Genomic DNA, 21801 nt, shown 5'->3' with positions numbered 1-21801 from the left:
AGGTCGATGGACGGCACACCTATGTCGCCCCGTAGGGTCCGATCATGCCCGACATATCGCTGACCATGGTCGTCGTCCTGTGCCTCGCGGCCCTCGCGGCCGGCTGGATCGACGCCGTGGTGGGCGGCGGTGGGCTGCTGCTCCTGCCCGCCCTGCTCCTCGGCCTGCCGAACGGCGCCTCCGCCGCCCAGTACGCCCTCGGCACCAACAAGGCGGTCGCGATCGTCGGCACCTCCGGCGCGGCGGTGACCTACGTCCGCCGCACCCCGGTGGACGTGCGGGTCGCGGTCCGCATCGGCCTCGCGGCGCTCGCCGGTTCGACGGCCGGGGCCTTCGTCGCCGCCGGGATGAGCACCGAGGTCCTGAAACCGGTCGTCATGGTCGTCCTGCTGGGCGTCGGCGCGTTCGTGATCCTGCGCCCCTCCTTCGGCACGGCACCCGCCACCGGCCCGGTTTCGCCCCGCCGCGTGCTCGCCGCGATCGGCCTCGCGGGCGTCGGCATCGGCTTCTACGACGGTCTCATCGGCCCCGGCACCGGCACGTTCCTCGTCCTCACCCTCACCGCGGTGCTCCACCTCGACCTCGTCACCGCCTCCGCCACCGCGAAGATCGTCAACTGCTGCACCAACGCCGGCGCCCTCGCCACGTTCGCCTGGAAGGGCACGGTGTACTGGCAACTGGCCGCGCTGATGGCCGTGTTCAACCTCGTCGGGGGCACGGTCGGCGCGCACACCGCACTGAAGAAGGGCAGCGGCTTCGTCCGGGCCGTGCTGCTGACGGTGGTGTTCACGCTGGTGGCGAAGATGGCGTACGAACAGTGGCTGGCCTGAGGACGAGGGACATGGCGAGGGGCACGAGCACGAGAGACACGAGCACGAGAGACACGAGCACGAGGGACTGAGGCGCCTGCCCGCCTGCCCGCCTGCCGGCCTGCCCGGCGGGCAGGCCGGGCCCGGCCGCGGCGAAGGTCCCCTCAGCGTGGGCGGCTGCCGGTGAGGTGGGCGAAGACGACGACGTTCCCCTGGTAGCCGGTCGCGCGGGAGTAGGGGCCGCCGCAGGTGATGACCCGCAACTCCGGCCGCGCGGCCGCCCCGTACACCTTCTCGTCGGGGAAGTCCCGCGCGGCGTACGCCTCGACCGCGTCCACCGTGAACACGGCGGTGCCGCCGTCCCGCCGGTCCACCTCGATCGTGGCACCCCGTCGCACCGCGCCGAGGTCGTAGAAGACGGCGGGCCCGTCCGCGGTGTCGACGTGCCCGGCGACGATCGCGGTGCCGCGCTCGCCCGGGGTGGTGCCGGCCGCGTACCAGCCGGCGAGGTTCTCCTCCTCGGCGGGCGGCACGTCGAGGCTGCCGGCGGGCGTGAGGCCGAGCCCGGTCAGCGGGGCGTCCACACGGATCGAGGGAATCCGGATCCGGTCCGGCGGTGAGGCCGCCAGGGCGGCCACGGCCGGCTCCCCGGGGCCCGGACGGCTGTGCCCCCGGCCGTGCCCCTGTGCGGCCGACGGCTGCGGTGGCGCGTGGGAGGCGGTACCGCTGCGCACCAGCCAGGCACCGCAGCAGAGGGCGACCACGGTGACACCGGTCAGGACGACGTCGACGAACCGTCGCACGGGTTCTCCTCCAGACCTCGCTGTCTCTGCGTCGCCTCCCTGTTCCTCCCCTCCGGGCCGAAGGGGCGTAGCGCCCGGAGGGGAGGGGGACGGCGGTACCGGCGGACGGACCGCGGAGGGTGTCCGTCAGATCCTGTCGCCTCTCGCCCGGCGGTGCAGGAGCCAGGTACCGCCCGCGGCGGCGACGGCGAGAGCCGCCACGCCGGCCGCGGTCTGCGCGGGGTCGGGACCGAGTGCGCCGCCGACCCCCGTCTTCACGCTGCCCCTCGGATGCGCGGGCGGCGCGCTGTGGCCGCCGGTCAACGAGACCACGAGGTCCCCGGCGATCCGCCGCCCGCCCTTCGCGCAGGTCACGACGATCTCGTACGTCCCCGGCTGGGCGCTCGGCGGCACCTCGAACCGCCCGCTGGGCCGCGGTCGCCCGGCGCCCGGCGCGAGCGCGAAGGAGCCGGCGCCGACCGCGCTGGCGTCGCCCGCACCCGTACCGTTCGCGCCGCAGGCCGCGGTACGGGCGGTCACCTCGTCACCGGGGACGACATCGGCCGGGGTCAGCTCCAGCCGTCCGTGGTCCTCCCCGCCGTACGCCGGGCCGGAGGGGAGCAGGAGGGCCGTGGTGAGGCCCGCGGTGACGGCCAGGCTGAGGGCCGGGCCGAGGACGGCGGGCGCGGTGCCGGTCAGTGGTCGGGGGATACGTCGCATCGAGCCGGCTCCTCTCGACAGTCCACCTTTCCCTTCCGAGGTAAGGGGTACGGGAGGCCCGGCGCTCCCTGAAGGCTCGTCAGAAATCGGGGTGACGGGCGCCGGGGAGGGCGGACGCGGGCGGGCGGTGCCGGTGTTCGGGCAGGTCATCGGCGGGGTGGGAGGAGGGGGAGGGGAGGAGGGGTCTGGGGGCGTGCAAACGGGTGACGCGGGGGCGGGACGGGGTCGGGTGCGGAGGGCGGACGCCGCGGCTTGACCTCAAGTCGACTTGAGGTAGGAGGGTGGTCGCCATGACGACCTCGACAGGTGAGCAAGCCGCTCCCCACACCGCTGCGACCCCTTCCTCCGCCTCCGCCGCGTCGTCCTCCGCCCCCGTCCGGGTGACGGTGGTCGTCGGGAGCAACCGCACGGGCCGGTTCGGGCCCGTGGTCGCCCGATGGCTCGTGGACCGGGTGCGGGACCACGACGACTTCGAGGTGGACGTCGTGGATGTCGCCGAGACCGACCTTCCGACGACGTTCGCGCCGACCCCCGAGGTGACCGCGCAGCTGGCGGAGGTCACGCCGAAGCTGGCGTCCGCCGAGGCGTTCGTGGTGCTGACGCCCGAGTACAACCACTCCTACCCGGCGGCACTGAAGAACCTCATCGACTGGCACTTCCACGAGTGGCGGGCCAAGCCGGTCGCCCTCGTCTCGTACGGCGGGGTCTCCGGGGGCCTGCGCGCGACGGAGCACCTGCGCCAGGTGTTCGCCGAACTGCACGCCACGACGGTCCGCGACACCGTGTCCTTCCACAACGCGCACGGCTCCTTCGACGACGAGGGCCGCCTGAAGGACCCGACCGGCCCCGACGCCGCGGCCAAGGTCATGCTGGATCAGCTGGCCTGGTGGGGGAGGGCCCTGAGGGAGGCGAGGGAGAAGCGACCGTACGACTGAGGGGGCTTCTGACGGGGGCCGGTGCGGCTGGGGTGCTGGTGCCGTGGGGCGCGGAAAACCGCGCGGGAACCACCCACGGCCCGCACCCGCCCGACCATCCGCACCCGCGAGCCGCAAGGCGCCCCCCGCTCGGCCCCGACGCGCTGCCCGCCCGCTATGTTCGAGCCGTTCATCCGACATTCGGAGCTGGCATGCAGAAGACAGACGAACCGGCCGAGGGGGCGGCGGTGCGGGCGCCCCACGCGGAGGCGGCCGACGCGCACGCGCCCGCGTCGGCGGCCGGCCCCGAGGACGCGGCTGAGCACTCCTGGCCCCGCCACTGGCCCCTCCTGCTCCTCGGCGCGGCCGTGGTCCCCGGCGCCGTGCTGTTCCTCGTCGGGCGGGGGCTGGAGGAACCGGCCGTGCAGGCGTGGCGGACGGTGTGTCTGTCCATCGCCGTGCAGGCGCTGCCGTTCCTGCTGCTCGGTACGGCCCTGTCGGGGGCCATCAACGCGTTCGTACCGGCGAGGGTGTTCAACCGGCTGCTGCCCCGCAACCCCGCCCTGGCGGTCCCGGTGGCGGGCGCCGCCGGAGTCGTCCTGCCCGGCTGCGAGTGCGCGTCCGTACCGGTCGCGAACAGTCTGATACGCCGGGGGGTCGACCCGGCGGCCGCGTTCGCCTTCCTGCTGTCGGCCCCCGCCGTCAACCCGATCGTCCTCGTCGCCACCGCCGTCGCCTTCCCCGGCAGCCCCGAGATGGTGCTGGCCCGGCTGCTCGCCTCGCTCCTCACCGCCGCCTCGATGGGCTGGCTGTGGCTGTGGCTGGGCCGCGCCGAGTGGCTGAAGCCGGCCCCGCGTCACACCGGACACCACGGGGGACGCAGCCGCTGGACGGAGTTCCGGCTCGGCTTCCAGCACGACTTCCTGCACGCGGGCGGCTTCCTGGTCGTCGGCGCGATGGCGGCGGCCACCTTCAACGTCGTGGTCCCGCGTTCCGTGCTCGACACCTTCGCCGACTCGCCCTGGCTCTCGGTGCTGTTCCTCGCCGGGCTCGCGATCCTCCTGTCCGTCTGCTCCGAGGCCGACGCCTTCGTCGCCGCCTCCCTCTCCGGTTTCTCGCCCCTCGCGCGGCTGACGTTCATGGTGGTCGGACCGATGGTCGACCTGAAGCTGATCGCCCTCCAGACGGGCACGTTCGGCCGGGCGTTCGCGCTCCGCTTCTCCGCCGCGACCGTCGTCGTGGCGATCCTCGCCAGCGCCCTGGTCGGAGGCGTCCTGCTGTGAAACGACCGCTCCAGGCCCTCCTGCTCGTCGTCAGCGCTCTCGGCCTGCTCCACGCGACGGTGTTCACCGACCTGTACCTCAGATACGTGAAGGAGGGCATGCGCCCCCTGCTCATCGCCTCGGGAGCGCTGCTGCTCGTGCTGGGCGCGGCGGAGGCGTGGTCGCTCCGCAAACCGACCGCCCCCGACCGGGACCGCGGTCACGACCACGACGACGAGCACCCCGGCCACGGCCACGGCCACGACCACTCCGCCCCACCCCGCATCGCCTGGCTCCTCCTGCTCCCCGCCCTGAGCCTGCTCTTCTACGCGCCCCCGGCCATCGGCGCGTACAGCGCGTCCCGCGAGGCGCCGAAGGCCGTCGAGGTGAAGGACCAGGACGCGTTCGATCCGCTGCCCGCGACGTCTCCGCTGCCGATGACCCTCACGGACTTCACCACCCGCGTGCAGCAGGACCGGACGAAGGCCATCGCGGGACGAGAGGTCCTGATGACCGGCTTCGCGACACCCGACGGCAGCGGCGACGGCTGGTACCTGACCCGTTCGATCTTCAGCTGCTGCGCGGCGGACACGCAGTTCGTGAAGGTCCGCGCCCACGGCACCCCGGCCCCGCCCGCGGACACCTGGGTCACGGTCACCGGCACCTGGCACGCCGACGGCACTCTCGGGACCGGCTCCGCCGACGTCGCCCTCGACGTCCGCACGATCAAGAAGGTCCCCCGCCCGACGAACGGCTACACGGACGCCCTCCTGCCCGGGGCCGGCTGACACCCGCCCCTCGGAATCGTTCCCGCACAGTCCCGCACCCCAGGTAGGAGAGGAGAACGGTGCTCCCCTTCTTCGTCTACGGCACGCTGCGCCCCGGCGAGCACAACCACGGCCTCTTCCTCCGGGGCCGCACGCGTTCCGAGGAACCGGCGGCGATGCGGGGCCTGACGCTCTACGACGGCCCCGGCTACCCGTACGCCGTCGAGACCCCCGGCGAGGCGGCCGTGGTGAGGGGCGAGCTGATCACGGCCCGCCCCGAGGCATACGAGGCCCTCCTGCGGTCCCTGGACCACCTGGAGGAGTACACGCCCGGCGCCCCCACCAACCTCTACGAACGGGTCCGCCGCGCCGCCGTCCTCACCCGCGGCACGTCCGTGCAGGCATGGGTGTACGTCGCCGCGCCGACGGTCGCGGCGCGGCTGCGGGCGCGGGGGACGCCGATCGCGAGCGGCGACTGGTCGGGGGAGGGCCGGGTCGGCGCCCGGTGAGCCGGGGTCAGGCACCCGGCCCGACCCGCACCACCGGCTCATCGTCCGGGTGCTGCCGCCGCCGCGCCCGGTGGTACGGCGTCAGCGCGGCCGGCGCCCCGTCGAGACCGGACCGACCGCCGGCCCGCGCCTACTTCCCCACGGCCTCCACCCGCACCGCGCACGCCTTGAACTCCGGCATCCGGGACGTGGGGTCGAGTGCCGGGTTCGTCAGCGTGTTGGCACGTCCTTCCCCCGGCCAGTGGAACGGCATGAACACGGTGTCGGGCCGGATCGCCGTGGTGATCCGTGCCGGAGCCACGGCCCGCCCCCGCCGCGACACCACGGCCACGGGGTCCCCCTCCGCCGCGCCCAGCCGTTCGGCCAGCCGCGGGTGCAGCTCCACGAACGGCCCCGGCGCCGCCGCGTTCAGTTCGTCCACACGCCGCGTCTGCGCCCCGGACTGGTACTGGGCCACGACCCGCCCGGTGGTGAGCAGCACCGGGTACTCGTCGTCCGGCTCCTCAGCCGCCGCCCGGTGCGAGACGGGCACGAACCGCGCCCGCCCGTCTTGCGTGGCGAACCGTTCGAGGAAGAGCCGCGGTGTCCCGGGGTGCGCGCTCCCACCCGGCACTCCCTCCCCGTCGCCCTCCGTGCCGCCCGCCGGCGCGGGGCAGGGCCAGAACACCCCGTTCTCCTCGGCCAGCCTGCGGTAGGTGATCCCCGAGTAGTCGGCCACGCCGCCCGCGCTGGCCCGCCGCAGCTCCTCGAAGACCTCCTCGGCGTCGGTCGGGAACCCCTTCTCGACGCCGAGCCGGCCGGCGAGTGCGTGCAGGACCTCCAGGTCGCTGCGGACACCGTCGGGCGGTGCGACGGCCCGCCGCCGCAGCAGGACCCGGCCCTCCAGACTGGTCGTCGTGCCGGTCTCCTCCGCCCACTGCGTCACCGGCAGCACGACGTCCGCGAGCGCCGCCGTCTCCGACAGCACGACGTCGCACACCGCCAGGAACTCCAGCGACCTGATCCGCTGCTCGACGTGTGCGGCCCGCGGCGCGGACACCACCGGGTTGGAGCCCATCACCAGCAGCGACCTGATGTCCGAACCGAGCGCGTCCAGCAGTTCGTACGCGCTGCGCCCCGGCCCCGGCAGACTGTCCGGGTCGACGCCCCACACCTCGGCGACGTGCCGGCGTGCCTCGGGGTCGTCCAGCTTGCGGTAGCCGGGCAACTGGTCGGCCTTCTGGCCGTGCTCCCGTCCGCCCTGCCCGTTGCCCTGCCCGGTGAGGCACCCGTACCCGGACAGCGGCCGCCCGGCGCGTCCCGTCGCCAGCGTCAGGTTGATCCACGCGCCGACGGTGTCCGTGCCCTTGGACTGCTGCTCGGGCCCGCGCGCGGTGAGCACCATCGCGTGCTCCGGCTCGCAGAACAGCCGTACCGCCTCGCGGAGCTGGGGAACGGACACCCCCGTGATCCGCTCCACGTACTCCGGCCAGTGCGCCATGGCCGCGGCGCGCGCCTCCTCCCAGCCGTTCGTCCGTTCGAGGATGTACCGCTCGTCGGTCCGTCCCTCGGCGACGATCAGATGCAGCAGCCCGAGGGCGAGCGCGAGATCGGTGCCGGGGCGCGGCGCGAGATGCAGGTCGGCCTGCTCGGCGGTGCGGGTGCGGCGCGGGTCGACGACGACGAGTGTGCCGCCGTTCTCCCGCAGCTCCGTGAAGTACCGCAGCGCCGGCGGCATCGTCTCGGCGGGGTTCGAGCCGACGAGGACGACGCACCCGGTCCTCGGGATGTCCTCCAGCGGGAACGGCAGCCCTCGGTCGAGGCCGAACGCCTTGATACCGGCGGCCGCGGCCGAGGACATGCAGAAGCGCCCGTTGTAGTCGATCTGCGAGGTGCCGAGCACGGTCCGGGCGAACTTGCCGAGCGCGTACGCCTTCTCGTTGGTGAGTCCGCCGCCGCCGAACACACCGCACGCGTCCGGGCCGTGCTCCGCACGCGTGCGGGTGATCCCCTCGGCGATCCGGTCGAGTGCCTCGTCCCAGGAGGCGGGCTCCAGGACGCCCGCCCTTCTGACCAGAGGTGTGGTCAGCCGCACCCGGGACGAGAGCACCGCCGGCGCCGTACGGCCCTTGCCGCACAGCGCGCCCCGGTTCACCGGGAAGTCCGCGCGCTCCGAGAGCACGACGACACCGTCGGTCCCGTCCGCGGCGGGCGTCAGGTTCATCCCGCACTGCAGGGCGCAGTACGGGCAGTGGGTGGGCGTCGCGGAGTTCGGCATGCCGCTCAGCGTGCGTCGGGCGTGTTACGCGCCGGGGCGCCCCCTCGTTACGCGACCGGCACGGGGACCTCCCGGCGGGCTCCGGGCGGCGGTGAGGAGCGGACGGCCGGGTCGGTGCGCGAACGGTGCGGGCGATGTCGCAGTTCTGTCACCGTGTGCGCCCACCCGAGCGCTCACGGTACGGGCGCTCGGCGCCGCGTGCTAGAACTGCGGGCGCACCGACACGGGGGTCGAGGCACGGTCCCGTGTGGCGCACGTCCTGTCACGTGGCCCGGGAGGGCCGTAGGGGGAAAGAAGGATCATCACGTGAACCGCATGCGCACGACCGTCGCCGTCCTGGGCGCCGCCGGGGCCCTGACCGCCGCCCAACTGGGTCTCGCCGGGACCGCCGCGGCCGCGGGGGCCGACACCCAGGCCGGCGGCTGCCCGATCAAGATCTCCACCCCGAAGCGCTTCTACGTCGACGCCAACCGCTGGGTGACCAACGGCGGTCTGTACTTCGGCCTGAAGAACACCAGCAAGACCAAGAGCTTCTCCGGCGTCAGCCTCACGATCAGCAAGCCCAAGAACCTGACGTTCGGTTACGCGACGCCGACCAAGGGCAGCAAGATCACCAAGCGGACGACGAAGACCGTCACCGTCTCCACCAAGAAGCTGGCCGCCAAGGGCAGCACCGGCTTCCGCGTCAGGACGCGCATGGGCAATGTCAACCGCGACTACGAGGTCAAGCTCACCGTCCGCGGCAAGGGCTGGGACTGCGCCGTGAACCAGGGCTGGTGGGGCACGATCGACCACGACTAGACCGCGGTCCACGTCCCGCGCCACCGCTCCCGCACCGCGTGCCGTGGCACGGCGGCGGGGCGGCGCGATCACCGCGGGGCGGCCGACACGATCGCGTTCAGGCGGGCACCGCGGACGCGGTCGCCCACCACCAGGGCCGGGGTCCCGACACGGGGCCCCGGTCGACGCGTGTCGACAGCCCGCGGGGACCGAGGGCCGTTGTCCGACGCACGCCACCATTGGGGCGCACCGCTCGTGTCGCCGCCGCGTGGCGCCGCGTCCGCCGGGAGCGCGCCGACGAGCATGGCGGATCCAGCTCCCTTCCCGCAGCGAGGCGATGCGATGCCCGACCGCGCCGGCCACGTCCGCACCGAGAACGCCGCGCCGGGGTGGATCGCACGGCACCGGCCGCCCGAGCAGTCCCTGTTCAACGTCATCTACGGGCTGGTCCTGGCCAGCGCACTGGTGGCCGCGCTCGACCCGGCGGGCGAGAAGGCCGACCCCGGCCCGGACGCCCTGTGGGTCCTGCTCACGGCACTGGCGTCGGCCGCCGCCCACGGGTACGCGCACGTCATCGCGCAGCGCGCGTCCGGCGACGGGGCGCCCCGCGCGCGCAGACTGCGGCTGGTGCTCGCCGAGTGGCCGCTGGTGGCCGCCGTCCTGCCCACGCTGGCCCTCCTGCTCGGCGCGGCGGCCGGCTGGTGGGCCGAGTCCGTCGCGGTGGACGTGGCCCTGCTGTTCAACACCGTCGCCCTGTTCGGCTGGGGTGTCGTGGCCGCCCGCACCGCCGGGTACGGATGGCCGTCCGCATACCGCGCGGGCGCCATGGACATGCTGATCGGCCTGGCGATCATCCTCGCGAACGCGCTGATCAAATAGCGTCCGCCCTCGTCCGTCCCCCGTCCGCCACGGCCGCGCCGCGGCCCGCCCACCCGTCACCCGCGTCGACGTCCCGCAGCCGCCAAGGGCCCTACCGTGCCGACGCGAGCGCCCGCGCGACCCCCGGCTCCTCCGGTCCGAGGAACCGCGGATCCGGTTCGAACAGGGCGTCCAGGGACGCCTTGCCCGCGGCGAACAGCTCGCGGGTGGCGCCGTAGTACCAGGTCTCGTCGTGCCGGTCCTGCACGCCGACGCCGTACGACGTGACGCCCGCCTCCTGGCACAGCGCGACCGCCCGGCGTATGTGGAAGCCCTGGCTGATGAGCACCGCGTGGTCGACGCCGAAGATCTTCCTGGCGCGGACGCAGGAGTCCCACGTGTCGAAGCCGGCGTAGTCGCTGACGATGTGCCGGTCGGGCACCCCGTGGTCGGTGAGGTAGGCCCGCATCGCGTCCGGCTCGTCGTACTCCTCCCGGCTGTTGTCGCCGGTGACGAGCACCACCTCTATCCGGCCCGAGCGGTACAGCTCGGCCGCCGCGTCCAGCCGCCGCGCCAGGTACGGCGACGGCTCGCCCTGCCACAGCCCCGCCCCGAAGACCATCGCGACATCCGTGCGCGGGACGTCGTCCGTGGTCCGCAGCCGGCCGTCGGCGGCGGTGAACATCCAGGTCGAGGGCAGCAGTGCCAGCACGCACAGACCCATCAGCACCTGCACCGCCCGCCGCCGCCCCGTACGGGTGCGCGGCAGCCGGAGCACCCGCCTCACACGTCCCACCCCAAGCCCCCGTCCGTGGCACGCACCCCTGTGTCGTGCGTGTTTCCGACGGACCCGGACCGGCCCGTCATCCCGACCAACGAAGACGTCGTCCGCGGTGATCCGGTTCACCGCACAGCGTGACAAGTTTCACCCGATCGTGTTGAAATCCCTGGTCAACGGGGTTCACATCCCGGCAGGGCGTGCCGTGAACCGCCGGAAAAGACCCGTCACCACGGTGCAACGGGCAGGCAACCTCCCTGCGGCAGCATCGACCCATGACGGCGACGACGAACAGGACGACGAGCCAGTCGAACGCGGACCTCGCCAGTACGGCGCACCTCATCAACCGGATCGGTGACCAGTTGGCCAGCCAGCTCAGCCTCGTCTCGCTCGACGGGACCCGGCGCCCCACCCCGCCCGCCCCCGCCCTCGTCCTGGTGGCGCACGGCAGCCGCGACCCCCGCGCGCTCGCCACCGTCCGCACCCTCATGGACCGCGTGCGCGCGCAGCGCCCCGGCCTGTCCGTGCACCTCGGCCACATCGAGCTGAACGAGCCCCTGCTCCCCGACACCCTCGCCGCCCTCGGCGACCGCGACGCCGTCCTCGTGCCCCTCCTGCTCAGCCGCGGCTACCACGTCAAGCGGGACATCCCCGAGATGGCCGCCGAGAGCCCGGTACGCGCGCGGGTGGCCGCCCCGCTCGGCCCGCACCCGCTCCTCGTGGAGACCCTGCACGCCCGCCTCGCCGAGGCCGGCTGGCGCACCCCCGCGGACCCCGAGGCCCGCCGGACCGGTGCCGTCGTCCTCGCCGCGGCCGGCTCCCGCGACCCCGAGTCGGGCATCGACACCGGCCGCACCGCCCACCTCCTCGCCGAACGCCTCGGTGTGCCCGTCGTCCCCGCCTACGCCACCACCGCCGCGCCCACGGTCCCCGACGCCCTCGCCGCCCTCGCGTCCCGGGGCCGCACCCGGGTGGCGGTCGCCTCCTGCTTCACGGCCCCCGGCCGCTTCGCCACCGAGTGCGCGCGGGCGGCCCCCTGGATCGCCTCCGCGCCCCTGGGCACCCACCCGGCGATGGCGCGCCTGGTCCTGCACCGCTACGACGAGGCCATGGCGACCCCGGACGCGACGACGGAACGGTCGCTGGCGACTGCGTAGGGCGCCGCACGACGGAGAGGGCACGTGCGGAAGGGGCGGGGCCCTACCGCATGTGCGGTTCCGCCGTGCGGGCGCGACAAGCCACGACGCACCCGTACCCGCCCGACGATCCGACCCGGCGGACGAGTGGGGCACCCATCTGTCGCACCCGCCCCGTACTGTCGCATCATGGAAGGCACCGCACCCCCCGACCACGACACCCCCGCGAGCCACGACGCCCCGGCGGGTTACGACCCGCCCTCCGTGGAGCGCTACGCCCCGGAACACGACAAACGCCCCGGCCGCACCGCCTTCCAGCGCGATCGCGCCCGCGTCCTGCACTCCGCGGCGCTGCGCAGACTCGCCGGCAAGACCCAGGTGGTCACGCCCGGCACCCGCACCCCCGCCTGGGACGCCAGCCCCCGCACCCGCCTCACCCACTCCCTGGAGTGCGCCCAGGTGGGCCGGGAACTGGGCGCCGCCCTCGGCTGCGACCCCGACCTCGTCGAGGCCGCCTGCCTCTCCCACGACCTCGGCCACCCCCCGTTCGGCCACAACGGCGAACAGGCCCTGAACGAGTTCGCCGAGGACTGCGGCGGTTTCGAGGGCAACGCCCAGTCCCTGCGTCTGCTGGCCCGCCTCGAACCCAAACGGTTCGTCCGGTCCCCCGAGTCCGGCGACCCCGTCAGCGTCGGCCTCAACCTCACCCGCGCCACCCTGGACGCCGCCACCAAGTACCCCTGGGCCCGTGGCGCCCACCCCACCGACCCGGCGTCCCCCAAGTTCGGTGTCTACGAGGACGACCGCCCCGTCTTCGACTGGGTCAGGAAGGGCGCCCCCGACGGCCGTACGACCTTCGAGGCCCAGGTCATGGACTGGTCCGACGACGTGGCGTACTCGGTGCACGACATCGAGGACGGCCTGCACGCCGGGCACATCGACCCCAACCTCCTGCACGCGGAGCCCGAGCGGCGGGCGGTGTTCGAGGTGGCCCTCGGCCGGTACGTGCCCGCCGACACCGACCCCGCCGAACTGGCCGAGGCCCTCGACCGGCTCCTCGACCAGGAGTGGTGGCCGCACGGCTACGACGGGACGGCCGTGGCGCAGGCCCGCCTGAAGGACGCCACCAGCCAGCTCATCGGCCGCTTCTGCCTCGCCGCCGAGGCGGCGACCCGGCAGGCCTACGGCGGCGGACGCCTCACCCGGTACGCCGCCGAGCTGGTCGTGCCGCGCGGCACGCGCCTGGAGTGCGCCGTCCTCAAGGCCGTCGCCGACCGGTACGTGATGCAGCGCGCCGAGCAGGAGCGGCTCCGTGCCGACCAGCGCGTCGTCGTCGCGGAGTTGGCCGAGGCCCTCACCGCCCGCGCCCCCGACGGGCTCGACCCGCAGTTCCGTGCGCTGTTCGACGCCGCGCCCGACGACCGGGCCCGCAAGCGGGTGATCGTCGATCAGATCGCCTCCCTCACCGACGCCTCGGCCCGCTCGCTGCACGCGAGACTGACCAACGCGACCGGCAGGAGGTGACCGCCACCCCCTGACCGACGGTGTGTGACCCGTGGGGCGTATGGGGCATCCATGTGACCCTCCGTGGCCTGATCGGGTCACTCCCTCTTCCCGCATCACGCTGTGTGCGGGACGCTCGCATGTGGACGCACCCTCAAGAGGAGGCATCAAGTGGTCGACGCGGATCAGACATTCGTCATCGTCGGAGGCGGCCTCGCCGGCGCGAAGGCGGCCGAGACGCTCCGAGCGGAGGGTTTCACCGGCCGCGTGATACTGATCTGCGACGAACGCGACCACCCCTACGAGCGCCCGCCGCTGTCCAAGGGCTATCTGCTGGGCAAGGACGACCGCGACAGCGTCTTCGTCCACGAGCCGTCCTGGTACGCGCGCCACGACGTCGAGCTGCACCTCGGCCAGACCGTCGACAGGATCGACCGCGCGGCCAGGACCGTGCACTTCGGCGACGACGGCACCTTCGTCCACTACGACAAGCTGCTGCTGGCGACCGGCGCCGAGCCCCGCCGCCTGGACATCCCGGGCACGGACCTCGCGGGCGTCCACCACCTGCGCCGCCTCGCCCACGCCGAACGCCTCAAGGGCGTCCTCGCCGCCCTCGGCCGGGACAACGGCCACCTGGTCGTCGCGGGCGCCGGCTGGATCGGCCTGGAGGTCGCGGCGGCGGCCCGCGAGTACGGCGCCGAGGTCACCGTCGTGGAACCGGAGCCCACGCCCCTGCACGGCGTGCTCGGCCCCGAGCTGGGCAACCTCTTCGCCGAGCTGCACCGCGAGCACGGCGTCCGCTTCGTCTTCGGCGCGAGGCTCACCGAGATCGTCGGCCAGGACGGCATGGTCCTCGCCGCCCGGACGGACACGGGTGAGGAGCACCCGGCGCACGACGTCCTCGCCGCGATCGGCGCGGCCCCCCGCATCGGCCTGGCCGAGGCGGCCGGCCTGGAGATCGCCGACCGCGCGCACGGCGGGGGCGTGGTCGTCGACGAGCGACTGCGCACCTCCGACCCGTCGATCTACGCGGCCGGCGACGTCGTCTCCTTCCCGCACCCCCTGTTCGACACCCGGCTGCGGGTCGAGCACTGGGCCAACGCGCTGAACGGCGGCCCGGCCGCCGCCCGGTCCATGCTCGGCCAGGACGTCACCTACGACCGGGTGCCCTACTTCTTCTCCGACCAGTACGACATGGGGATGGAGTACTCGGGATGGGCACCGCCCGGCTCGTACGACCAGGTGGTGATCCGCGGGGACGCCGGAAAGCGCGAGTTCATCGCGTTCTGGATCAAGGAGGGGCGGGTCCTCGCCGGGATGAACGTGAATGTGTGGGACGTCACGGAGAAGATCCAGAAGCTCATCAGGTCACGGACCCGGGTCGACGTCGACGCGCTCTGCGACCCCCAGCTCCCCCTGGAGGGACTGATCGCGGCACCTTAGCTGTCGGCGCGCCCCCGTAGAATCACCGCGTGGCAGGACGGATCAACGACGAGGACGTGAAGGCGGTACGGGACGCGGTCCCGATCGACGCCGTGGTGTCCGAGTACCTCCAGCTGCGGAACGCCGGCGGGGGGAACCTGAAGGGGCTGTGCCCCTTCCACGACGAGAAGTCGCCGTCCTTCCAGGTCAGCCCGAGCAAGGGACTCTTCCACTGCTTCGGCTGCCAGGAGGGCGGCGACACCATCACGTTCGTGATGAAGGTCGACCACCTCTCCTTCTCCGAGGCCGTCGAGCGGCTCGCCGCCCAGGCCGGCATCACCCTGCGGTACGAGGAGGGCGGGTACAACCCGTCGCACCAGCGCGGGGAGCGGATCCGCCTCGTCGAGGCCCACAAGATCGCCGCCGAGTGGTACGCGGAACAGCTCGCGACCAGCCCCGAGGCCGACACCGGGCGGATCTTCCTCGCCGAACGCGGCTTCGACCAGGCCGCCGCCGTCCACTTCGGCGTCGGCTACAGCCCCCAGGGCTGGGACCACCTCACCCGCTACCTCCGCGGCAAGGGCTTCACGGACAAGGAGCTGGTCCTGTCCGGGCTCGCGCAGGAGGGCCGCCGGGGCCCCATCGACCGGTTCCGGGGCCGGCTGATGTGGCCGATCCGCGACATCGGCGGCGACGTCGTGGGCTTCGGCGCCCGCAAGCTGTACGAGGCGGACAACGGCCCGAAGTACCTCAACACCCCCGACACCCCGATCTACCGCAAGTCCCAGGTCCTCTACGGCATCGACCTCGCCAAGAAGGACATCGCCAAGGCCAGCCGCGCCGTGGTCGTCGAGGGCTACACCGACGTCATGGCCTGCCACCTCGCCGGGGTCACCACCGCCATCGCCACCTGCGGCACGGCCTTCGGCGGCGAGCACATCAAGATCCTCCGCCGGCTGCTGATGGACAACGGCTCGGCCCGGGTGATCTTCACCTTCGACGGCGACGCGGCCGGCCAGAAGGCCGCCCTGCGCGCCTTCGAGGACGACCAGAAGTTCGCCGCCGAGACCTACATCGCCATCGCCCCCGACGGCATGGACCCCTGCGAGCTGCGCGTGGCGAAGGGCGACGACGCGGTCGCCGACCTGGTCGAACCCCGCACCCCGCTCTTCGAGTTCGCCCTCCGGCACATCGTCGCGCGCTACGACCTGGAGACCGCCGCCGGGCGCGCCTCCGCCCTCGACGAGGCGGCGCCCGTCGTCGCCCGCATCAAGAACAGCGGCGCCCAGCACGAGGTCGCCGTGCAGCTCGCCGGCATGCTCGGCATCCTCGACACCCAGTTCGTCGTCAAGCGCGTCGCCCAGCTGGCCCGCTGGGCCCGCGACCGCGGCGGCAAGGGCCCCGCCCCCGCCCCCCAGCAGCCAGCGCAGTCCTACGAGGCCGCCGCCCGCCGCCCCTCGGGCCCGGCCCTCAACCTCCGCAACCCCGTCTACGCCACCGAGCGCGAGCTCCTCAAACTCGCCCTCCAGCGGCCCGAGCTGGTCGCCCCCGCGTTCGACGCGTACGGGGTCGACGAGTTCACCGCCGCCCCCTACGCGGCCGTACGCGAGGCGATCATCGAGGCGGGCGGCGTCGAGTTCGGCGTCGAGGACCCGCAGGAGTACCTGGTCCGTGTCCGGGAGGCCGCGCCGGACGACGCGGTGCGCGCCATGGTGACCGAGCTGGCCGTCGAGGCGATCATGCGCAAGACGGTCGACGAGGTCTACGCCGGCGCCCAGCTGGTCACCGTCCGCCGCCGCGCCGTCGAGCGCCGCGTACGGGACGTCCAGAGCAGCCTGGCCCGCCTCGGCGCCCACGGCGACCCCGCCCAGCTGGCCGCCGTGCAGAACGAGCTGTGGGTGCTCCAGCAGTACGACCAGGCACTGCGGGAGAGGGGCGCGGAAGCGCTCTAGAGCGCCCCAGAGGAGGGGAACATCCCCGGCGCACTTGCCAATCGGGCGCCGGTCACCGCAGGTCGCCCCGTGCCGTCCGGGCGCCCCGATGTTTCACGGCCTGTCAGCGGCCCACTCGTCCGTGAGAGTAACCGCGGGGTCACGGACCGGACGCAAAAAGTCACCGCACGCCCCTCGTGGCGGCTGTGTGTCGTACTCCACACTGGGTTGCGGTGCCTGAGTCCTCGGAGCGCGGCCGACCCGTCCCCCACGGGTCCGAGATCCCCGCGGTTCCGCTCGATGAGTACGGGATGGAGGGCGGACGGGCCGCCCGCGCCATCCCCGACATACCGCTGCCGTACGCCTCAGCAGCGACATCCCTGGAGGTCGCCCCCGTGCAGACCCAGACCCTCACACAGAACGACACCCGTACGGCCCTGAGTACCGACGGCACGGAGCCGGGCCCGGAGACCGGCGTGATCGGCGGGGTCCCCGCCCAGAGCCGTGCCGCGCACCACCCCGAGGCGGCGCCGGAGCCCCCGCCGGACGCCGACGAGCCGCCCGCGGCGGCCGTGGAGGCCATCGAGACGGCCGAACCCGAGCCCGTGGAACTGCCGCGCCGCACCGACACCAGTGGCCCGTCCTCCGACCTGTTCCGCCAGTACCTGCGGGAGATCGGCCGCATCCCGCTGCTCACCGCGGCGGAGGAGGTGGAACTGGCCCGCCGGGTGGAGGCTGGCCTGTTCGCCGAGGAGAAGCTCGGCACCACCCCCGACCTCGACAGCCGGCTCGCCCTCGACCTCGACCGGCTGGTCGTGATGGGCCGCATGGCCAAGCGCCGCCTCATCGAGGCGAACCTGCGGCTCGTGGTGTCCGTGGCCAAGCGGTACGTCGGCCGCGGCCTGACCATGCTGGACCTCGTCCAGGAGGGCAACCTGGGCCTCATCCGGGCCGTCGAGAAGTTCGACTACGCCCGCGGCTACAAGTTCTCCACGTACGCCACCTGGTGGATCCGCCAGGCCATGTCCCGCGCGCTCGCGGACCAGGCCCGCACGATCCGCGTCCCCGTCCACGTCGTGGAACTCATCAACCGGGTCGTCCGCGTCCAGCGCCGCATGCTCCAGGAGCGGGGTCACGAGCCGACGCCGGAGGAGGTCGCCGCCCACCTCGACCTGCTGCCCGAGCGGGTCAGCGAGGTGCTCCGCCTCGCCCAGGAGCCGGTGTCCCTGCACGCCCCCGTGGGCGAGGAGGACGACGTGGCGCTCGGCGACCTCATCGAGGACGGCGACGCGGCGAGCCCCGTGGAGTCGGCGGCGTTCCTGCTGCTGCGGGAACACCTGGAGGCGGTGCTGTCCACGCTGGGGGAGCGGGAACGCAAGGTGGTGCAGCTGCGGTACGGGCTCGCGGACGGCCGGCCCCGGACGCTGGAGGAGATCGGCCGGATCTTCGGGGTGACCCGGGAGCGGATACGGCAGATCGAGTCGAAGACGCTGAACAAGCTGCGGGACCACGCGTTCGCGGACCAGCTGCGGGGTTATCTGGACTGAGGGGCGCCCGGCGACCCGGAGACGCGCCGATCGTGCGGCGGGTGCGGGTGCGGGTGCGGGTGCGGGTGCTCGCGCGGTTCCCACACACCCGCACCCGCCGACGTGCCCCGGCGGGCCGGCCTCAGTCGATCTCGGCCACCGCCTGCGCGAACTGCGCCTTGTACAGCCGCGCGTACGCCCCGCCCGACGCCAGCAGCTCCTCGTGCGCGCCCTGTTCGACGATCGACCCGTTCTCCATCACCAGGATCGTGTCGGCGTCCCGGATCGTCGACAGCCGGTGCGCGATGACGAACGACGTCCGCCCGTGCGCCAGCTTGGCCATCGCCTTCTGGATCAGCACCTCGGTCCGGGTGTCCACGGAACTCGTCGCCTCGTCCAGCACCAGGATCACCGGGTCCGACAGGAACGCCCGGGCGATGGTGATGAGCTGCTTCTCACCCGCGCTCACCCCGCTGCCCTCGTCGTCGATCACGGTGTCGTAGCCGTCCGGCAGCGTCCGGATGAACCGGTCCGCGTGCGCGGCCCGCGCGGCCTCCTCGATCTCCCCGCGCGTCACCTTGCGCGCGGTGGACGCCCCGTACGCGATGTTGTCCGCGATGGTTCCGCCGAACAGCCAGGTGTCCTGGAGGACCATCCCTATCCCGTCGCGCAGCTCGTCACGGGACATGGAGGCGATGTCCACGCCGTCCAGCGTGATCCGCCCGCCGGTGACCTCGTAGAACCGCATCAGCAGGTTCACCAGGGTGGTCTTGCCGGCGCCCGTGGGCCCCACGATCGCCACCGTGTGGCCGGGCTCGACCACCAGCGACAGGTCCTCGATCAGCGGCTTGTCCGGCTCGTAGCGGAAGGAGACGTGCTCCAGCGCCACCCGCCCGCGCAGTTCCTCGGGCCGCACCCCGGGCACGGCGTCCGCGGCCTGCTCCTCCGCGTCCAGCAGCTCGAAGATCCGCTCGGCGGACGCGACGCCCGACTGCACCAGGTTCGCCATGGACGCGACCTGCGTCAGCGGCATCGAGAACTGCCGCGAGTACTGGATGAAGGCCTGCACGTCACCGATGGACAGGGCACCGGTGGCCACCCGCAGTCCGCCGACCACGGCGACCAGCACATAGTTGAGGTTCGACACGAAGAACATCAGCGGCTGCATGATCCCGCTGTTGAACTGGGCCTTGAACCCGGCCTCGTACAGCCGTTCGTTCTCCTCGGCGAACTGCCGCGCCGACTCCTCCTGCCGCCCGAACACCTTCACGAGGGTGTGCCCGGTGTACATCTCCTCGATGTGCGCGTTGAGCTTCCCGGTGGTCCGCCACTGCGCCACGAAGTGCGGCTGCGACCGCTTGCCGACCCGCGTGGCCACCACGAACGACAGCGGCACGGTCACCAGCGCGACCAGCGCCAGCAGCGGCGACACCCAGAACATCATCACCAGCACACCGACGATCGTCAGCAGCGAGTTGACGAGCTGCCCCATCGACTGCTGCAGCGTCTGGCCGATGTTGTCGATGTCGTTGGTGGCCCGGCTGAGCACCTCACCGCGCTGCCGCTTGTCGAAGTACGACAGCGGCAGCCGCGACAGCTTCGCCTGGAGCTCCGCCCGCAGGTGGAACATCGTCCGGTTGATGGCCCGGGTGGACAGCCGGGTGGCCCCCGCCATCAGCAGCCCCGCGACCAGGAAGATGCCGAGGGCAACCAGCAGCACGGCGCCGACGGCGTCGAAGTCGATGCCCTGGCCGGGCGTGAAGTCCGTGCCGGACAGCATGTCGGCGACACCGCCGTCACCCCGCTCGCGCAGCCCTTCGAGCACCTCGGCCTTGGTCTGGCCGGCCGGCATCTCCCGCCCGACCACACCCGCGAAGACCAGGTCGGTCGCCCGGCCGAGGATCCACGGGCCCAGCACCGACAGACCGACACTCAGCACCGCGCACACGATCATCGCGTACATGGTGAACCGCTCGGGCCTGAACTGCGCGAGCAGGCGTTTGCCGGACCCCTTGAAGTCCATGGACTGCTGATCGGGACCGCCCCTGGCTCCCGCCATGCGTCCCAACGGCCCCGCCATCAGGCTGCCTCCGCTTCCGTCAGCTGGGAGAGCACGATCTCCCGGTAGGTCTCGTTCTCGGCCATCAGCTCGTGGTGCCGTCCCGTCCCCACGACACGGCCCTCGTCCAGGACCACGATCCGGTCGGCGTCGCGGATGGTCGACACCCGCTGCGCCACGATGACGACGGTCGCCTCGGCGGTCTCCAGCGACAGGGCCGCCCGCAGCGCCGCGTCCGTCGCGTAGTCGAGCGCGGAGAACGAGTCGTCGAACAGATAGATCTCCGGGCGCTGCACCAGCGTCCGCGCGATCGCCAGCCGCTGCCGCTGACCGCCCGACACATTGGTGCCGCCCTGCGCGACGGGGGCGTTCAGCCCGCCCTCCAGCCGCTCGACGAACTCCTTGGCCTGCGCCACCTCCAGCGCGTGCCACAGCTCCTCGTCGGTGGCGTCCGGATTGCCGTACCGCAGGTTCGTCGCCACGGTCCCCGAGAAGAGGTACGGCTTCTGCGGCACCAGGCTCACGGTCCTGGCCAGCAGCCGCGGATCGATCGTGCGCACGTCGACTCCGTCGACGAGCACCTCGCCCTCGGTGACGTCGAACAACCGGGGCACCAGCCCCAGCAGGGTCGACTTCCCGCTGCCGGTCGACCCGATGACGGCGGTCGTCTCACCCGGCCGCGCCACGACCTCGATGGACCGCAGCACCGGTTCCTCGGCCCCCGGGTAGCGGAAGCCGGCGCCCCGGATCTCCAGGTACCCGCGCCGCCGCAGCTCCCGCACGGGCGCGAGCGGAGGCACGACGCTGGTCCCGGTGTCGAGGACCTCCTGGATGCGCTCGGCGCACACCTCGGCGCGCGGCAACATCATGAACATGAAGGTGGCCATCATCACCGCCATGACGATCTGCATCAGATAGGCGAGGAAAGCGGTGAGGGCACCGATCTCCATCCCGCCGCTGTCGATCCGGTGGGCGCCGAACCACACGACGGCGATGGACGAGAAGTTGACGACCGTCATCACGATCGGGAACATCAGCGCCAGTATCCGGCCGGTGCCCAGCGACACCTCCGTCAGCTCGGTGTTGGCCGTGCGGAAGCGGTCCTTCTCGTAGTCGTCCCGGACGAACGCCCGGATGACCCGGTTGCCGGTGATCTGCTCGCGCAGCACCCGGTTCACGATGTCGAGCCGCTCCTGCATGGTGCGGAAAAGGGGGCGCAGCCGGCGCACGATGAGGCTGACGGAGACACCGAGCACCGGCACCACGGCCAGCAGCACACCCGACAGCGGCACGTCCAGACCGAGCGCCAGCACGATGCCGCCCACGCACATGATCGGCGCGGACACCACCAGGGTGAACGTCATCAGCACCAGCATCTGGACCTGCTGGACGTCGTTCGTGGTCCGCGTGATCAGCGACGGCGCCCCGAAGTGACCGACCTCACGTGCCGAGAACGACTGCACCCGGTCGAACACGGCCGCCCGGACGTCCCGGCCGACCGCCGCAGCCGTGCGGGCTCCGTAGTACACGGCCCCGATGTTGCAGAGGACCTGGACCAGTGAGATCCCGATCATCAGACCGCCGAGGGCCAGGATGTAGCCCGTGTCGCCCTGCACGACACCGTTGTCGATGATGTCCGCGTTCAGTGTGGGCAGGTAGAGCGTGGCGCATGTCTGCACGAACTGCAGCAGCACCAGCAGGGCGATGGGTTTCTTGTACGGACGTAGATGACTTCTGAGCAGTCGTATGAGCACGCGAGATCTCTCGGATTCGGCGATGGACGGGATG

Annotated in this window: 18 protein-coding genes; 12 read left to right on the top strand and 6 right to left on the bottom strand. The window is 72.8% G+C overall.

The features are described 5' to 3' along the window. Window positions 1-44: 44 nt before the first annotated feature. Window positions 45-830 carry a sulfite exporter TauE/SafE family protein gene (locus GSY65_RS11755; RefSeq protein WP_159767285.1) on the top strand — a complete coding sequence of 262 codons (786 nt, stop codon included), beginning with the start codon at window positions 45-47 and terminating at the stop codon, window positions 828-830. A 143-nt stretch (window positions 831-973) separates the two neighbouring features. Here GSY65_RS11755 and GSY65_RS11750 read toward each other — a convergent pair whose 3' ends face one another. Beyond that, entirely contained in the window at window positions 974-1612 is a 639-nt protein-coding gene (locus GSY65_RS11750; RefSeq protein WP_159767284.1) for a class F sortase, read from the bottom strand. A 126-nt stretch (window positions 1613-1738) separates the two neighbouring features. Beyond that, window positions 1739-2311, bottom strand: a complete 573-nt coding sequence (locus GSY65_RS11745; RefSeq protein WP_159767283.1) for a hypothetical protein — start codon at window positions 2309-2311, stop codon at window positions 1739-1741. Window positions 2312-2601: 290 nt separating this feature from the next. Here GSY65_RS11745 and GSY65_RS11740 point away from each other — a divergent pair, with 290 nt between their 5' ends. The 4 genes from GSY65_RS11740 to GSY65_RS11725 all read left to right on the top strand — a co-directional run bounded on the left by GSY65_RS11740 (window position 2602) and on the right by GSY65_RS11725 (window position 5763). After that, complete coding sequence (locus tag GSY65_RS11740; protein ID WP_159767282.1) at window positions 2602-3246, top strand: NADPH-dependent FMN reductase; 645 nt, start codon at window positions 2602-2604, stop codon at window positions 3244-3246. 191 nt (window positions 3247-3437) lie between these two features. After that, complete coding sequence (locus GSY65_RS11735) at window positions 3438-4508, top strand: permease (RefSeq protein WP_159767281.1); 1071 nt, start codon at window positions 3438-3440, stop codon at window positions 4506-4508. After that, window positions 4505-5275 (top strand): TIGR03943 family putative permease subunit, encoded by a 771-nt coding sequence (locus tag GSY65_RS11730; RefSeq protein ID WP_159767280.1) that lies wholly within the window; start codon window positions 4505-4507, stop codon window positions 5273-5275. The genes GSY65_RS11735 and GSY65_RS11730 overlap by 4 nt, the downstream gene beginning before the upstream one ends. Window positions 5276-5334: 59 nt before the next feature. After that, a complete protein-coding gene (locus GSY65_RS11725) occupies window positions 5335-5763 on the top strand; it encodes a gamma-glutamylcyclotransferase family protein (RefSeq protein ID WP_159767279.1) in 429 nt (142 codons plus the stop codon). Between the two features lie 130 nt (window positions 5764-5893). Here GSY65_RS11725 and GSY65_RS11720 read toward each other — a convergent pair whose 3' ends face one another. Then, window positions 5894-8020 (bottom strand): molybdopterin oxidoreductase family protein, encoded by a 2127-nt coding sequence (locus tag GSY65_RS11720; protein WP_159767278.1) that lies wholly within the window; start codon window positions 8018-8020, stop codon window positions 5894-5896. Window positions 8021-8335: 315 nt separating this feature from the next. Between GSY65_RS11720 and GSY65_RS11715 the strand changes: the two genes are divergently transcribed. Continuing rightward, complete coding sequence (locus GSY65_RS11715) at window positions 8336-8821, top strand: hypothetical protein (protein ID WP_236580198.1); 486 nt, start codon at window positions 8336-8338, stop codon at window positions 8819-8821. A 321-nt stretch (window positions 8822-9142) separates the two neighbouring features. After that, window positions 9143-9679 carry a hypothetical protein gene (locus GSY65_RS11710; protein ID WP_159767276.1) on the top strand — a complete coding sequence of 179 codons (537 nt, stop codon included), beginning with the start codon at window positions 9143-9145 and terminating at the stop codon, window positions 9677-9679. 91 nt (window positions 9680-9770) lie between these two features. Here GSY65_RS11710 and GSY65_RS11705 read toward each other — a convergent pair whose 3' ends face one another. After that, window positions 9771-10436 carry a SanA/YdcF family protein gene (locus GSY65_RS11705; protein ID WP_159775823.1) on the bottom strand — a complete coding sequence of 222 codons (666 nt, stop codon included), beginning with the start codon at window positions 10434-10436 and terminating at the stop codon, window positions 9771-9773. A 275-nt stretch (window positions 10437-10711) separates the two neighbouring features. Between GSY65_RS11705 and GSY65_RS11700 the strand changes: the two genes are divergently transcribed. The 5 genes from GSY65_RS11700 to GSY65_RS11680 all read left to right on the top strand — a co-directional run bounded on the left by GSY65_RS11700 (window position 10712) and on the right by GSY65_RS11680 (window position 17975). Then, a complete protein-coding gene (locus tag GSY65_RS11700; RefSeq protein WP_159767275.1) occupies window positions 10712-11593 on the top strand; it encodes a sirohydrochlorin chelatase in 882 nt (293 codons plus the stop codon). Between the two features lie 168 nt (window positions 11594-11761). Further along, window positions 11762-13096 carry a deoxyguanosinetriphosphate triphosphohydrolase gene (locus GSY65_RS11695; protein ID WP_159767274.1) on the top strand — a complete coding sequence of 445 codons (1335 nt, stop codon included), beginning with the start codon at window positions 11762-11764 and terminating at the stop codon, window positions 13094-13096. 150 nt (window positions 13097-13246) lie between these two features. Next, window positions 13247-14518: an NAD(P)/FAD-dependent oxidoreductase gene (locus GSY65_RS11690; RefSeq protein ID WP_159767273.1), complete on the top strand. Its 1272-nt coding sequence runs from the start codon at window positions 13247-13249 to the stop codon at window positions 14516-14518. A gap of 29 nt (window positions 14519-14547) precedes the next feature. Next, entirely contained in the window at window positions 14548-16449 is a 1902-nt protein-coding gene (gene dnaG, locus GSY65_RS11685; protein ID WP_159767272.1) for a DNA primase, read from the top strand. A gap of 212 nt (window positions 16450-16661) precedes the next feature. Continuing rightward, entirely contained in the window at window positions 16662-17975 is a 1314-nt protein-coding gene (locus GSY65_RS11680) for an RNA polymerase sigma factor (protein WP_159767271.1), read from the top strand. Between the two features lie 121 nt (window positions 17976-18096). On the opposite strand, the gene GSY65_RS11675 is transcribed toward GSY65_RS11680, so the two are convergent. Next, the gene (locus GSY65_RS11675; RefSeq protein WP_159767270.1) at window positions 18097-20034 is read right to left on the bottom strand and encodes an ABC transporter ATP-binding protein; all 1938 of its coding nucleotides are present in this window, start codon (window positions 20032-20034) and stop codon (window positions 18097-18099) included. Beyond that, window positions 20034-21767, bottom strand: coding sequence for an ABC transporter ATP-binding protein (locus tag GSY65_RS11670; protein WP_159767269.1), 1734 nt, complete (start codon window positions 21765-21767; stop codon window positions 20034-20036). Before GSY65_RS11670 ends, GSY65_RS11675 begins: the two co-directional genes overlap by 1 nt. Between the last annotated feature and the right edge of the window lie 34 nt (window positions 21768-21801).

Source organism: Streptomyces sp. HM190 (genome assembly GCF_009857135.1).
Classification (GTDB): domain Bacteria; phylum Actinomycetota; class Actinomycetes; order Streptomycetales; family Streptomycetaceae; genus Streptomyces; species Streptomyces heilongjiangensis.
The sequence above is the reverse complement of the archived record's forward strand: the minus strand, read 5'-3'. Positions and strand labels throughout refer to the sequence as shown.